This window comes from Melghirimyces thermohalophilus, assembly GCF_900102685.1.
Classification (GTDB): Bacteria; Bacillota; Bacilli; order Thermoactinomycetales; family DSM-45169; genus Melghirimyces; species Melghirimyces thermohalophilus.
Map to the genome: position 1 here is coordinate 96,028 of NZ_FMZA01000003.1, position 14,012 is coordinate 110,039.

Sequence of the window (14,012 nt, forward strand, 5' to 3'; positions counted from 1 at the left end):
TTGAGAGAAACGGCGGCTGGCCCGTCGGGACCGGACAGCTGGCAAATCAGCAAAAGGAGGGATTTTATGAACCGGGAAACGTCGAACCCTGATCATGTGGTTCAATTATTGGGCATTCAGACTGAGGAGATCAATCCTGACCGCGTCGTGATGAAGATGCCGGTAGACGCCCGTCACCACCAACCCTTTGGCATCCTTCACGGAGGTGTATCCGTCTTGTTGGCGGAAACGGCAGCCAGCTATGGTGCCTGGCTCAATTGCGATCAGGAAAATGAAATCACCGTCGGGCTGGAGATCAATGCCAACCATATTCGCTCCAAGCGTGAGGGGATGGTTACCGCCGTGGCGACTCCCTTTCACAAAGGGCGCTCCACCATGGTGTGGGAAGTTCGCATCACCGATGAAGAAGAACGACTTATCTGCATTTCCCGCTGTACCATGGCGGTTGTACCCAAACAAAAAGAGAAGTAAAGGAAAAAGACGCCAAGGAGGCGTCTTTTTTTATGAAAAGATTCTTATGTTACAATTATGCAACAAATAGTTTTACTTATATGACAAAGCGGGGGAGGTTCCGTCTTGAACGACGATGAGGATAAAAAAGAGTATCGGTTAAAGCCGGGTGTCCGTGTTTGTCCGACAACGGAGGGTTGGGAATTTTCCCTTGGGGAGACAAAGGTGCTGCTTGAAGAAAAGGGCGGAGCATCTGTTCCCGCAGTTAGGCAGTTACTGGAAAAGAGTTTGCTGCAGGCTGAGCCGCAGTCTCCTTTGAAATGGGTTCATGAAGCGACCGCCTGGCCCCCGATCGTGTCCCGACACTTGAATTCTTCCCGTGTGACAAATCAACAAGGAATGATCCACCTGCGTGCAGGGGATTTGCCGGATCGGTCGTTAGCGTCGACCTTGGTCGCCCGGCGATCCCCCAATAAGATGCGCCCCTTGCCGCAAGGGACGGTCTGTGAACTGGGTGTCTACTTAAAGTGGGCGGTGGGAAGTGACGAGGACGACAGGCGGATGTATCCGTCGGCGGGGCCTCTCTATCCCAATCGGATCTTCGTCCTCAATCGGCAGATGGAGTCCCTGGAACCGGGGCTTTACGAATATCTCAGCCAAGGGCACGTGTTGTTTCCCTGTGAACCGGACGGAGAAGTGGAGAAGGCTCTGGTGCAGCCGGATATGGAGTTTAGTTTCTGCCTGATTATCGCCGTTGATCTTACGCGGGCCGAGGAAGGCTATGGCTTTCGGGGGATTCGCTTTTGCCTGATGGAGGCCGGACATATGATGCAAAATCTGCAGCTGGTAGCACAGGCGATGGATTGGGATGCAGCTCCCATCGGCGGCTTCCGGGATCGACAAGCCGCAAACATTTTGGGTAAAGCGGGAGCGGAGTTGGCCCCCCTCTATTTGGTTCCGGTGGGGAAAGCTTCGGAAAGGGAGTAAGTTATCCGAGTGGCGTTTTTTCATATATCCCAAACAGGAGGAAAAAGGGGGAGGATGATGGTGAACAAAAAGTCGGGTCAACCGGACATTCATACCGATTTCAGCGAAGAGATGACCTATGGGGACTATCTACAACTGGATCGAATTTTAAAAAGTCAACAGCGGCTGTCGGGACACCACGATGAAATGTTATTTATCATCATTCATCAGACGAGTGAGTTGTGGATGAAGTTGATCCTGCATGAACTGGAAGCAGCGATCCAAGGGGTTCGTTCCGGCGAGCTGGAGCCGGTGTTCAAGATGCTGGCTCGGGTGGCAAGAACCCAGGAGCAATTGATTCAGTCCTGGGATGTGCTGTCCACACTGACACCTTCGGAATATATGCAGTTCCGGGATCGGCTGGGTCATTCCTCGGGGTTTCAGTCGTGGCAGTATCGTTTGATCGAATTTGCCCTCGGTTATAAAAATCGAAGGGTACTGGAGGTCCATCGCCATCGGCCTGACTTGTATCAACGGTTGGAAAAAGCGTTGTATGCCCCCAGTATTTATGATGTTTCGATCCAGGCTCTTGCCGACCGGGGTTTGCCGGTGGATCCCTCCTGTCTCGATCGGGACTGGTCGGTAAATCATTCCCCTCATCCCAGTGTGGAAGCGGCGTGGTTAGCCGTCTACCGGGATGTGGATCGTTACTGGGATCTGTATGAGTTGGCGGAAAAATTGGTCGATATTGAAGATAAACAGCAACAATGGCGGTATAAACATATGAAAACGGTGGAACGGATCATCGGCCACAAACCGGGTACCGGTGGTTCTGCCGGCGTCAGTTATCTAAAGCGGATCCTGGACCACTGCTTTTTCCCTGAGCTGTGGAGTTTGCGTACACAGTTGTAATGACGATGAGGAGGGCTCATGATGGAACGGACGCGAAAGACGGCGGAACGATGGGATCAGGAAGACGATTTAAGTCGGTATCGGGAAGAGTTTTACCTCCCCGAGGGACAGATCTATCTGGATGGAAACTCCCTCGGCCTGATGTCGAAGCGGGCGGAACAAACTTGTCTAGACGTGCTGAACAGTTGGCGGAAATGTGGGATCGACGGTTGGACTTCGGGCCGTTATCCCTGGTTTTCCCTGTCAGAAGAACTGGGCAAAAAGAGCGCTCCCTTAGTAGGAGCGGACCCGGCAGAAGTGATCGTCACCGGCTCCACCACAGTCAACCTGCATCAACTGTTGGCGACATTTTATCGGCCAGAAGGGAAGCGAACCAAAATATTGGCTGATTCCCTCACTTTCCCTTCGGATATTTATGCGATGCAGAGTCACCTCCGTCTGCACGGGTTGGATCCGGGAAAACATCTGATCCAAGTCGCCTCCCGGGATGGACAGCTGTTGGATGAAGAGGACCTGATCGCTGCGATGACCGATGAGGTGGCGATCATAGTCCTGCCGTCGGTTTTGTACCGGAGCGGACAGGTGCTGGATATGAAAAGGTTGACAGAGGCGGCTCGGAAACGGGGGATTCCCATCGGGTTCGATCTTTGCCACTCTGTCGGAGCCATCCCTCACCACCTGCACGATTGGGGGGTGGATTTCGCCTTCTGGTGCAATTATAAGTATTTGAATGGAGGTCCCGGTGCTGTTGCGAGCCTATTTGTCCACGACAAACACCACGGAGGGCGGCCGGGATTAGCCGGGTGGTTTAGCTCCGACAAAAGGGTTCAATTTGATATGGATCATCGCTTGGTCCCCGCCGCCGATGCCGGCGCTTATCAGATCGGAACCCCCCATATCCTCAGTTTGGCACCTTTGATCGGTTCCTTGGAGATGTTCAATGATGCGGGAATCGACCTCATCCGGAAAAAATCCCTAAAACAGACCCGCTTCTTAATGGAGTTGGTGGAGCAGGAATTGGGGGAGTGGAGATTTGCGATGGGTAATCCCATAGAGGATGAGCGACGTGGGGGCCATATTAGTCTGGCCCATAGGGAAGCGGTCCGGATCTGTAAATCCTTGAAAGAAAAAGGGGTGGTTCCCGACTTTCGGCCCCCGGATGTGATCCGCCTCGCTCCAGTCGCTCTGTATACTAGCTATACTGAGATCTGGGAGGCGGTCCGCATTCTAAAAGAGATTATGGAGACAAAGGATTACCGACGGCATAAGGCAAGACGGGAGGTGGTTTCATGAGCGGTTGGATCGATATATCTCAGGTGTTGACAGAGAAAATACCCGTTTGGCCCGGGGACAGCCCCTTTACTTATCGGTTGACATGGAGTAAGGAAGAGACCGGTTCTGTCAATGTAGGTCAAGTGGTGATGAGCACCCACACCGGTACCCACATCGATGCACCTTTTCATTTTGATTCCGACGGAAGACGAGTGATCGACTTAGATACAGACCTTTATATCGGGAACGCTCGGGTGATCCATCTCCACCGGCCGCAAGCGATCACCTCCCGGGAATTGTCTGGTGAAGACTTGACAGGGGTGACCCGTCTGTTGATTCGAACGGATGCCTGGACGGAAAGGTCAGCCTTTCCATCATCGATTCCTGCGATCGATCCCGACTTGGCCCCCTGGCTGTCACAAAAGGGCATCCGGCTTGTGGGGCTGGATCTTCCTTCGGTGGATCCTCTGAACAGTAAAGCGTTGCCTGCACACCATGCCCTTAACCACCATGGAATCCATATATTGGAGGGGTTGGTGTTGGACCACGTCGCTCCCGGTGATTATGAATTGGTGGCGTTGCCGCTTCCTTTGGCTGATGGCGACGGCAGTCCGGTACGGGCGGTGTTGAAGCCCCAGAAAACATGATAGATGCCGGTTTATTCCGGCATCTATTGAAGCGGGTCAGCTGTTTTTTTCCTCTTGGATATATTCGGGGAATTCATTCATGAAAGTGCGGGCGACCTCTTCGTATTCCTCGTCAGGGATATCTTTTAATTCCCCGTCTGCCAAACGGAAGAAATAAGGGGGACCGCTGGGCTGTTCCCGGTTATAATACATCCCGATCCGCTGTCCCCGAAAATGAAAGGTCGCTCCCAACACCACGGGGAAGTCGGCCTCTTCGGTTTCTAGGCGCCGGAAGAAGACCGGTTCCACCTGGGCCCATACCGTTTCCAGATAAGTCTCCCCGGGATAGGTGAGAGTCATGCACTCTCCTTCCTCTTCCACGACAAAAAGTTGCTTTTTTGCTTCCTTGGACCACAGGATCAGTAGGTGCTTCACATCTTCGTGGATAAAAACGTATTGATGCGGGGTGGAAAACCGAATATTCATGGAACCCCTCCATCCTCAGGGTGTTGAAGTCGCTCTATTCTGATTGTAGCAAACCGCAAGTTGTCGCGGCAAAAAAGGGCTTCCTGTTTAGAAAGCCCAGTCTTACGCGGTTTTATCCTTCTTTACCGAGGACGGTAATATAGGCCACCATCGGGCCGTTGGATTTGGCTGTATGATGATTGTCGCAAACCAGCTCGTAGGTTCCTGGGCGGTCAGCGGTAAAGTTGACGGTGGTCTTCTCCCCTTTGCGCACAGTTCCTTGCACCCCGAATTCTTTCAATGAGAAATGGTGTTCCTTGCCATGGAGACCGTGTAAAACCAGGTGGACGCGATCCCCTTCTCTGACAACCAGGTTACCCGGGTTCCAACGGTAAACTTCCAACTCCTTACCCCGATGTTCGGTCTTATACTCAGTGGTGACGAGATGGAAGGTTTGATCGGCTGGGGCGGGGGCGCGGGAGGAAACCTCTTCCACTTCTTCAACGACTGTGTTGCCGTTGAACCAGGGGATGGGAAGCAGGGCCGCGGTAGCGATCAAAACGAGGGCGAAAGCGAAGCTCAGATAAAGCCACTGTCGGGATGTAGTCATGAAGAATCCCTCCTTGTCACGTTATACTATTTTTATCGACAGAAACAGTCTTGTTTAACCCTGCGTCCTGATATTTGGATCTTGCATCGTTATATGGGGGAAACATATAATAAGAACAAATGTTTCGGTTCGGAGGGGTTTCCATGCTGGATTCCTGCGGCAGGTTGTCGAAGAGAGAGCCCCTTGAGCTGATCTACCTCGATAAAACAGGTTTTATCCCTGGACAAACAACGGTTGCATGTCTTTTGTCATCAAAGGCGACAGTTCCGACCTTGGACCGGGAGGGGATCCTCGCGGCATTCCCGGTGGAAGGGGGAGCAGGGGGCCGAAACAGATACGGGTATAAGAGTATTTTCCGCGCATACAAAGCATGCTATACTTAGGTTGGGAAAAGATATTGAAGCCTAGGACAGCTGTGTTGCTGTCCGGAAACGCAGGAGGTTGGAAGATGAGCTCCCAGACGGAACCCCGTAATCAACATGAAGAAGAAAACGATTTTCTGGACATGGTAAAAGGGACGATAATTTTTACCGGCCTGTTTATGGGGATTGCTTTGGTCGGTGCCATTCTGGCCGAAGTGATGAAATGATATTTGCTGGTGGAGGGCTGACTCAGCCCTCTGTTTTGCTGTTTAGGAGAGAGACGGTCGGCTACATAACATCGGCAGATCGACCTGTGCCGTCAAGGACGTTGGCAAACCCGTGACCGTTACGCTATACTTTCATGGGAACCGCCTATCGTATGACGGTGCCCGCTACACGTGGCATGATGGTTTTCCATTTGCAGCTGATGGATGTATAAAAAATCAATCTTGTCACATATTCGGTCTTCCTGAGAAGAAGAAGGAAGGGGGCCGAAATCAGGTTCAACTTTTACGTATTCCAATACGGTATTTTTTGGATAGGGGGATAGGGCATGAATGTACATGAGTATCAGGGTAAGGAAGTATTAAGGCAATACGGGGTTGCGGTACCCCGGGGCCATGTGGCATTTACCCCGGAAGAGGCAGTGGATACCGCCAAGAAACTCGGCGGCGATCTGTGGGTGGTTAAAGCGCAGATCCACGCTGGCGGACGCGGGAAAGCCGGTGGGGTGAAACTGGCCAAGAGCTTGGACGAAGTGAAACAATTTGCAGAAGAGCTTTTGGGCAGCACACTGGTTACCCATCAGACCGGCCCCGAAGGGAAGGAAGTGAAGCGGCTGCTGATCGAAGAGGGCTGCAAAATCGAAAAGGAATACTATGTGGGGGTTGTCATCGACCGCTCTCAGGATCGCGTGACCATGATGGCTTCTTCCGAGGGCGGAACCGAGATTGAAGAGGTAGCAGCCAACACACCTGAAAAGATCGTCAAAGTAACTGTCGATCCCGCAGTGGGATTGCAGCCTTTTCAGGCACGGCAGTTGGCTTATGCGATCGGCATTCCGAAAAAGCTAGCCAACAAAGCGGTTAAATTTATGATTGGTCTGTATCAAGCTTTTGTAGACAAAGACGGCTCCTTGGCGGAGATCAACCCCTTGATCACCACCACCGATGGTGAAGTGATGGCTTTGGATGCCAAATTAAACTTTGACTCCAACGCTCTTTATCGGCATAAAGATATTGTCGACCTGCGGGATTTGTCCGAAGAGGACCCCAAGGAGATCGAAGCCTCCAAATACGATCTGTCCTATATTGCTCTCGACGGAAACATCGGATGCATGGTGAACGGTGCTGGGTTGGCGATGGCTACCATGGATATCATCAAGCACTACGGTGGAGAGCCGGCCAACTTTCTGGATGTGGGAGGCGGCGCCACAGCTGAAAAAGTGACCGCAGCCTTCAAAATTATTTTGGATGATCCCAATGTACAAGGGATCCTGATCAATATTTTCGGCGGCATCATGAAGTGTGACGTCATCGCCGAAGGTGTTGTGGAAGCGGCTAAAGAAGTCGGATTGGACCGCCCCTTGGTCGTTCGTCTGGAAGGGACCAATGTGGAGCAGGGTAAAAAGATCCTGAATGAGTCCGGCTTAAAGATTACCGCTGCCGATTCTATGGCCGACGCTGCAGAAAAGATCGTTTCCCTGGTGAAGTAATCTTTCATCGATATCATCTGGAAAGGAAAGGCGGGTCCATCTTGAGTATTTTCGTCAACAAAGATACAAAAGTGATTACGCAGGGAATTACAGGCTCCAACGGTCTGTTTCACACGAAGCAGGCCATCGAATATGGAACTCGTGTCGTGGGTGGGACCACTCCCGGAAAAGGCGGACAGGAAGTGGAAGGGATCCCGGTTTTCGACACGGTTCGTGAAGCGGTAGACAAAACCGGAGCCAATGCCTCTGCCATCTATGTTCCTGCTCCCTTTGCCGCCGACGCGATTATGGAAGCAGTGGATGCAGAGCTGGATCTAGTAATCTGTATCACCGAAGGAATCCCGGTGATGGACATGGTGAAAGTGAAACGTTATATGGAAGGTAAAAAGACCCGGTTGGTGGGACCCAACTGCCCCGGCGTCATCTCACCGGGTGAGTGCAAGATCGGCATCATGCCCGGTTATATCCATACGCCCGGTAAAGTGGGGATCGTTTCCCGGAGCGGGACGCTCACCTATGAAGCGGTCCATCAGTTGACCACCCGAGGTATCGGTCAGTCCACCGCTGTCGGCATTGGCGGGGATCCGGTCAACGGGACCAATTTTGTCGATGTGCTGGAAGCCTTCGAAAATGACCCTGACACCTCCGCCGTCATCATGATCGGGGAAATCGGCGGGACTGCCGAAGAAGAAGCGGCCGAATGGATCAAGGCGAATATGACCAAGCCCGTGGTCGGGTTTATCGGCGGCCAGACGGCTCCTCCGGGAAAACGAATGGGACATGCCGGCGCCATCATCTCCGGGGGCAAAGGGACGGCAGCGGAAAAAATCGCCACCCTGGAAAAGAGCGGCGTCGCCGTCGCCCCGACACCGGCTACCATCGGCGAAACGCTGGCCCGGGTCCTGGAGGAAAAAGGCCTGTTGCAAGAGTGCACCACTGCGAAATAACATCTGTGCTGTTGAAGGACCTCTACAAGGAGGTCCTTTTTTATGGATAGGAGGGAATTGGATGGGCGAGTGGGAGGAACGAATCGGCTTGGTGGCGATGCACCAAATTCGCGGGGTTGGCTGGCACACGCTGGATAAATTGAGGCGGTTAGGTTGGGATCCAGGGCGGCAACCGACAGATGCGGAGCTGAATCGATGGAAACGGGAGATCCCCGGTGGGACAGTGGCTCGGATTGGTGAAAGATGGACAGCGGATTTTATTGATAAAGTGGACAAGGAGCTTGCAGTAAGACAGATTCAACCGGTGACGCTGTTGGACGAAGAATATCCGCCCATGCTGGGACAACTGCCACAGCCGCCCTGGGTGTTATATGTGCGGGGAGAAGTCTCCCTCTTATCTGAAACTTGTCTAGCGGTGGTAGGGAGTCGTAAGCCGACATCCTACGGCAGGCGGGTCACCCGTCAACTGTCCCGGGAGATGGCTGCCCGAGGCTGGACTGTGGTCAGCGGCCTCGCAACAGGGGTGGATGGAGAAGCCCATCGGGCCGCCCTGGAGGCCAAAGGGAAGACCATCGCTGTGATGGGGTGTGGGGTGGATGTGGTTTATCCCCGGCATCATCGTGATTTATATAAAAAGTTGGTCCACGAGGGGGCAGTTGTCTCCGAGGTGCCGCCGGGGACCGAGCCCCACCCGGGCCTTTTTCCCCAGCGAAACCGTATTATCAGCGGGTTAAGCTATGGCACCTTAGTGACGGAAGCGGCGGAGAAAAGCGGCTCCTTGATTACTGCCCACTACAGTTTGGAACAAGGCCGGGAGGTGTTTTCTGTTCCTGGGCTGATCACCTCGGCTCTCAGCCGGGGAACCAATCAACTGATCCAGCAGGGGGCTAAACCCATCCTTCAGGTGGAAGATATCCTGGAGGAATTTCCCTATCTGAAACCGGACCCTCCCAGGGAATCGGAAAGTCCTGGTAAAGTAGCTGTAAGTGAGGCGGAAGACCAGCTGTTGGCTCTGCTGAAAGAGGAGCCGATTCATCTCGATCAATTAGCGGAGCATTCCGGACAGCCAGTCACTGAAATTCATCAACACTTGCTCTCTCTTCAGGTGAAAGGCTTGATCCGGCAACTGCCCGGGGCTCAATTTGTGCGGGTATGAAGTATGCGATCATCTAAATTTGTTTGACAGGTTATTCGTTTATAGCAAGCTTCCATCTTCCTTCGTATTGTAAGAATAAGAAAGGAGTGAAGTGGAAGTGAAAAAAGCACAGTTAGTGCGCAAATCACAGGCCTTTCCTGTCCCCCGGGGCCGAACGTTTAATCTGTCGTGTGACAATTTTAACACGCAAGTCGCTCGGATTCGGTTAAGGAGAGGAGATTTTATTCGGGTGACCTGCCGGGGTCGGACGGCCTTGGTTTTCAACTCGTTCTTCGGTTTTAACCGGGGGAGAGTCAACCTGCGCCAGGGAGAGTGGATCAACTTCTTCGGAACTTAATCCAACCTCCCCTTGCCAATCACCTTCAGCTATGAACAGCTCCTTGTTCATGGCTTTTTTTACTGAATAAAAGCTGCAAAGGATCCTGCATGTCTGCTGGAGGAGGATCATAACATAAGGTAAAAATATGAATATTTTTCGACAATTATTGTAAGCGATTCCACATTGGCGGCAGGACTTAGAGTGCGGATATGGAATTGAGTAGCACAAGGAGTTGAATACCGGTAAAAGGGGGGCCATCGATATGAACATCATGATCGGATTTGGAATTCTCATTTTTTTGATGTTTTTCACATCTTTGGTAGGAGGGTTATGGTGGCTAGCCCAGACCGAAAGTCGTCAGGAAAAGATGGAGGAATCTCTCCCTGAAAAGAATCAGAAGCAGGTTTGAAGGTTTTTGTGGTAAGATAGACAAACACCGACCGCTTCGAAGCCACTCTCATTCGAAGCGGTTTTCCTTTGTTACGGTATGAACTCGCCAACGAGGTATGATGGCTGGAAAAAGCGGAAACAGTGTTGCTATATAAATGGAAGGTACGGCACATTCTCGGCAAAGTTGCTTCCCGTATTGGGAATTTGATATGGTACAATAGCTATTCATTCTTTACCATAGGGAAGGATTTGGTTATCTTCCTGTGGAATCTCGAAGAATCGATTGTCAGTTTTTGAGGGGAGGACGAGAGATGGCCGATTCACTCGTCATCGTCGAATCACCCGCCAAGGCGAAAACCATCGGCAAGTATTTGGGAAAGAAATATATTGTCAAAGCGTCGATGGGACATGTGCGGGACCTGCCCAAAAGTCAATGGGGCGTTGATACGAATAACCATTTTAAACCGAAATATATCACCATCCGGGGCAAGGGAGAGGTTTTAAAAGAGCTCCGGAAAGCCAAAAAAAAGGTGAAGCGGGTCTACTTGGCCGCCGACCCCGATCGGGAAGGGGAGGCGATCGCTTATCATCTGGCTCACAGCCTCAACCTGGAATTGGATGATGAATGCCGGGTGGTCTTTAATGAGATTACCAAGCAGGCGGTCAAGGATGCGTTTAAGCATCCCCGCAAAATCGACATGGACCTGGTCGAAGCGCAACAGGCCCGTCGTATTTTAGACCGGTTAGTCGGTTACGGAATCAGCCCGGTCCTGTGGAAAAAGGTGAAAAAGGGGCTGTCTGCCGGGCGGGTGCAATCGGTGGCGGTCAAAATGATTATCGACCGGGAAAATGAGATTCGCAACTTTAAACCGGAAGAGTATTGGACCGTGACCGCTGTCTTGGAAGCCGACGGAGAACTCTTTGAAGCCAAGTTTTACGGTTACGGCAAGAAAAAAGAGGAATTAAAAAGCAAAGACGATGTGGACGGGTTGCTGGCGGCGATTAAAGGCAAGCGATATGTGGTGCAGACGGTAAAGAAAAGTGAACGACGGCGTAATCCGGCTCCGCCCTTTATCACCAGTTCGCTGCAGCAGGAAGCGGCTCGGAAGCTCAATTTTCGAGCAGGCAAGACAATGGCTGTCGCCCAGCAACTTTATGAAGGGGTGGACTTAGGCAAAAAAGAAGGAACCGTGGGTCTGATCACCTATATGCGAACGGACTCCACCCGCATCTCCGAGACGGCTCGTACTGAGGCTCGGGAGTATATCCAAAAAGAATTTGGGGACGCTTATGCTCCGCAGAAGCCCCGAACCCACAAAAAACAGGCCGGGGCCCAGGATGCCCACGAGGCAATTCGACCCACTTCTACGCTGAGAACGCCGAAGGCGATGAAAGCGTATCTTTCCCGGGATCAGTTTCGACTGTACAAACTGATCTGGGAGCGGTTTGTCGCCAGTCAAATGGCGCCCGCTGTTCTGGACGCCATTTCTGCTGATATTCGTGTAGGGGAAGCGATCTTCCGCGCCACCGGATCCAAAGTGAAATTCCCTGGTTTTATGAAAGTGTATATCGAGGGGAATGACGACGGCAAAAAAGAGGAAGCGAAGTTTCTTCCACCCTTGGAAGAAGGACAGAAGCTGAAAAAGAAATCCCTGGATCCCAAACAACACTTTACCCAGCCTCCGCCCCGATATACCGAGGCGCGCCTGGTGAAAACGCTGGAGGAGAAAGGGATTGGCCGACCCAGCACCTATGCTCCAATCCTGGATACGATCCAAAAACGAGGCTACGTGGTGTTGGAGGATCGACGGTTTGTTCCCTCGGAACTGGGTGAAATCGTCATCTCGCTGATGGAGGAGTTTTTCCCGGAGATATTAGATGTGGAATTTACGGTCAGTATGGAAGAACAGCTGGACCATATCGAAGAGGGCAAGGTGGATTGGGTCCAGATCCTGGAAAGATTTTATGAGCAGTTTAAAAAACGGCTGGAAGTGGCCGAAGAAGAGATGAAAGAAGTGGAGATCAAAGATGAGGTCTCCGATGAGGTCTGTGAAAAGTGCGGCAGTCCCATGGTGTATAAATTTGGGCGTTACGGCAAGTTTCTGGCCTGTTCCGCTTTTCCTGATTGCCGAAATACCAAACCGATCCTCAAATCGACTGGGGTGACCTGCCCCGATTGCAAGCAAGGAGAGATTGTGGAAAGGAAGACCAAAAAGCGGCGAACCTTTTATGGGTGTGGTCGCTATCCGGAATGCGAATTCGTTTCCTGGGACAAACCCGTCCCCCGTCCCTGTCCCCGGTGCAATCATTTGATGGTGGAAAAGCGTAGAAAAAAAGGTACCTTGATCAAATGTACGGAGTGTGATTATCAAGAAGAAAAGAATTAAAGGAGGTAGAGACTATGACCGACCAACCAGTAACCGTGATCGGCGCGGGGTTGGCTGGGAGTGAGGCGGCGTGGCAGCTTGCCCGCCGCGGAGTACCGGTCCGCCTCGTGGAAATGCGTCCCGAAAAGCAGACGCCCGCCCATCGGACGGGGCAGTTTGCTGAATTGGTTTGCAGCAACTCTTTTCGGTCCAACGCTCCCACTAACGCCGTCGGCGTTTTAAAGGAAGAGATGCGCCAGCTTGGCTCCCTGATTATCAAATCTGCGGACAAGAATGCGGTGCCCGCCGGTGGTGCACTCGCTGTGGACCGAGATCGTTTTTCCGACGCTGTCACCGAAACGTTGCAGAGCCATGAAAAGGTTGAATTCGTCGGTCGAGAAATTCAAGATATTCCCGACGGGATCACTATTATCGCGACGGGACCGCTCACCTCCGATGCCTTGTCGGAAAACATTCGCAGGTTGACGGGGGAAGAGTATCTGTACTTTTACGATGCTGCTGCTCCGATCGTGGAGAAGGATAGCATCGATATGGACAAAGTCTTTGTCGCCTCCCGATATGATAAAGGGGAGGCGGCCTATATCAATTGTCCCATGACCGAAGAGGAATTCAATCGCTTTTACGAGGCGCTGATTTCGGCGGAAGTCACCCCGTTGAAGCGATTTGAAAAGGAAATCTATTTTGAAGGGTGCATGCCGATCGAAGTGATGGGGAAGCGGGGGAGAAAAACCGTCCTCCATGGGCCGATGAAGCCGGTCGGTCTCACCGATCCGCGGACGGGCCAAACTCCATATGCCGTGGTTCAACTTCGTCAGGACAACGGAGCGGGAACCCTCTACAATTTGGTTGGCTTTCAAACCCATATGAAATGGGGAGAGCAGAAGCGCATTATTCGGATGATCCCCGGGCTCGAACAGGCGGAAATCGTCCGCTACGGGGTGATGCACCGGAATACCTTCCTCAATTCCCCCCGTGCGTTGCGACCGACTTATCAGTCCCGCCACCGGGAGGATCTCTTCTTCGCCGGTCAGATGACCGGTGTTGAAGGATATGTGGAATCGGCGGCAGCGGGGCTGATCGCTGGTATCAATGCCGCTCGACTCGCCATGGGGGAAGAGCCTGTGGTTTTTCCCCACGAAACCGCGATGGGAAGTCTCGCCCGGTATATCACATCGGCGGATCCCGACCATTTTCAGCCGATGAACGCGAATTTCGGGCTGTTCCCACCGTTGTCAAAACGGATTAAGTCCAAACGGGAGCGGAACATGAAATATGCGGAACGGGCCGTAGCGTCGATGGCTCGATTTGCACAACGGTTGAATCCTGTGAGCCGTTTATCCGGTTGAATCGGAACCAGGACCGAATTCGGTCCTGGTTCAACTTAAGTGTCAGAATGTTACAACAAAATATCCTCCTCCTGCCTTGCGACGGCCAAA

At 52.2% G+C, this 14,012-nt stretch carries 14 protein-coding genes; 12 read left to right on the forward strand and 2 right to left on the reverse strand.

What is annotated here, in order from left to right; all coding sequences use genetic code 11:
* The first annotated feature begins 66 nt into the window (after positions 1-66).
* The 5 genes from BLP91_RS02925 to kynB all read left to right on the forward strand — a co-directional run bounded on the left by BLP91_RS02925 (position 67) and on the right by kynB (position 4,247).
* Positions 67-471, forward strand: coding sequence for a PaaI family thioesterase (locus BLP91_RS02925; RefSeq protein WP_091566505.1), 405 nt, complete (start codon positions 67-69; stop codon positions 469-471).
* Positions 472-576: 105 nt separating this feature from the next.
* Complete coding sequence (locus BLP91_RS02930) at positions 577-1,437, forward strand: SagB/ThcOx family dehydrogenase (RefSeq protein WP_091566506.1); 861 nt, start codon at positions 577-579, stop codon at positions 1,435-1,437.
* 54 nt (positions 1,438-1,491) lie between these two features.
* Positions 1,492-2,328: a tryptophan 2,3-dioxygenase gene (kynA, locus tag BLP91_RS02935; RefSeq protein WP_425412164.1), complete on the forward strand. Its 837-nt coding sequence runs from the start codon at positions 1,492-1,494 to the stop codon at positions 2,326-2,328.
* Between the two features lie 18 nt (positions 2,329-2,346).
* Complete coding sequence (gene kynU / locus BLP91_RS02940) at positions 2,347-3,621, forward strand: kynureninase (protein WP_091566507.1); 1,275 nt, start codon at positions 2,347-2,349, stop codon at positions 3,619-3,621.
* Complete coding sequence (gene kynB / locus BLP91_RS02945; RefSeq protein WP_091566508.1) at positions 3,618-4,247, forward strand: arylformamidase; 630 nt, start codon at positions 3,618-3,620, stop codon at positions 4,245-4,247. The genes kynU and kynB overlap by 4 nt, the downstream gene beginning before the upstream one ends.
* Before the next feature lie 36 nt (positions 4,248-4,283).
* On the opposite strand, the gene BLP91_RS02950 is transcribed toward kynB, so the two are convergent.
* Positions 4,284-4,712 carry a hypothetical protein gene (locus tag BLP91_RS02950; RefSeq protein ID WP_091566509.1) on the reverse strand — a complete coding sequence of 143 codons (429 nt, stop codon included), beginning with the start codon at positions 4,710-4,712 and terminating at the stop codon, positions 4,284-4,286.
* 112 nt (positions 4,713-4,824) lie between these two features.
* Positions 4,825-5,301: a cupredoxin domain-containing protein gene (locus BLP91_RS02955; protein WP_091566510.1), complete on the reverse strand. Its 477-nt coding sequence runs from the start codon at positions 5,299-5,301 to the stop codon at positions 4,825-4,827.
* Between the two features lie 448 nt (positions 5,302-5,749).
* Here BLP91_RS02955 and BLP91_RS16570 point away from each other — a divergent pair, with 448 nt between their 5' ends.
* From BLP91_RS16570 to trmFO, 7 genes are all read left to right on the forward strand, one after another.
* On the forward strand, positions 5,750-5,890 hold the full coding sequence (locus BLP91_RS16570; protein ID WP_171049737.1) for a hypothetical protein: 141 nt from the start codon (positions 5,750-5,752) through the stop codon (positions 5,888-5,890).
* Between the two features lie 326 nt (positions 5,891-6,216).
* Positions 6,217-7,377 (forward strand): ADP-forming succinate--CoA ligase subunit beta, encoded by a 1,161-nt coding sequence (gene sucC, locus BLP91_RS02965; RefSeq protein WP_091566514.1) that lies wholly within the window; start codon positions 6,217-6,219, stop codon positions 7,375-7,377.
* Positions 7,378-7,418: 41 nt separating this feature from the next.
* Entirely contained in the window at positions 7,419-8,324 is a 906-nt protein-coding gene (gene sucD / locus BLP91_RS02970; protein ID WP_091566516.1) for a succinate--CoA ligase subunit alpha, read from the forward strand.
* Between the two features lie 61 nt (positions 8,325-8,385).
* A complete protein-coding gene (dprA, locus tag BLP91_RS02975) occupies positions 8,386-9,480 on the forward strand; it encodes a DNA-processing protein DprA (protein WP_091566518.1) in 1,095 nt (364 codons plus the stop codon).
* A gap of 581 nt (positions 9,481-10,061) precedes the next feature.
* Positions 10,062-10,208, forward strand: coding sequence for a hypothetical protein (locus BLP91_RS16575; protein ID WP_171049727.1), 147 nt, complete (start codon positions 10,062-10,064; stop codon positions 10,206-10,208).
* A 292-nt stretch (positions 10,209-10,500) separates the two neighbouring features.
* The gene (topA, locus tag BLP91_RS02985; RefSeq protein ID WP_091566522.1) at positions 10,501-12,576 is read left to right on the forward strand and encodes a type I DNA topoisomerase; all 2,076 of its coding nucleotides are present in this window, start codon (positions 10,501-10,503) and stop codon (positions 12,574-12,576) included.
* 14 nt (positions 12,577-12,590) lie between these two features.
* On the forward strand, positions 12,591-13,922 hold the full coding sequence (gene trmFO, locus BLP91_RS02990) for an FADH(2)-oxidizing methylenetetrahydrofolate--tRNA-(uracil(54)-C(5))-methyltransferase TrmFO (RefSeq protein WP_091566524.1): 1,332 nt from the start codon (positions 12,591-12,593) through the stop codon (positions 13,920-13,922).
* Positions 13,923-14,012: the final 90 nt, after the last annotated feature.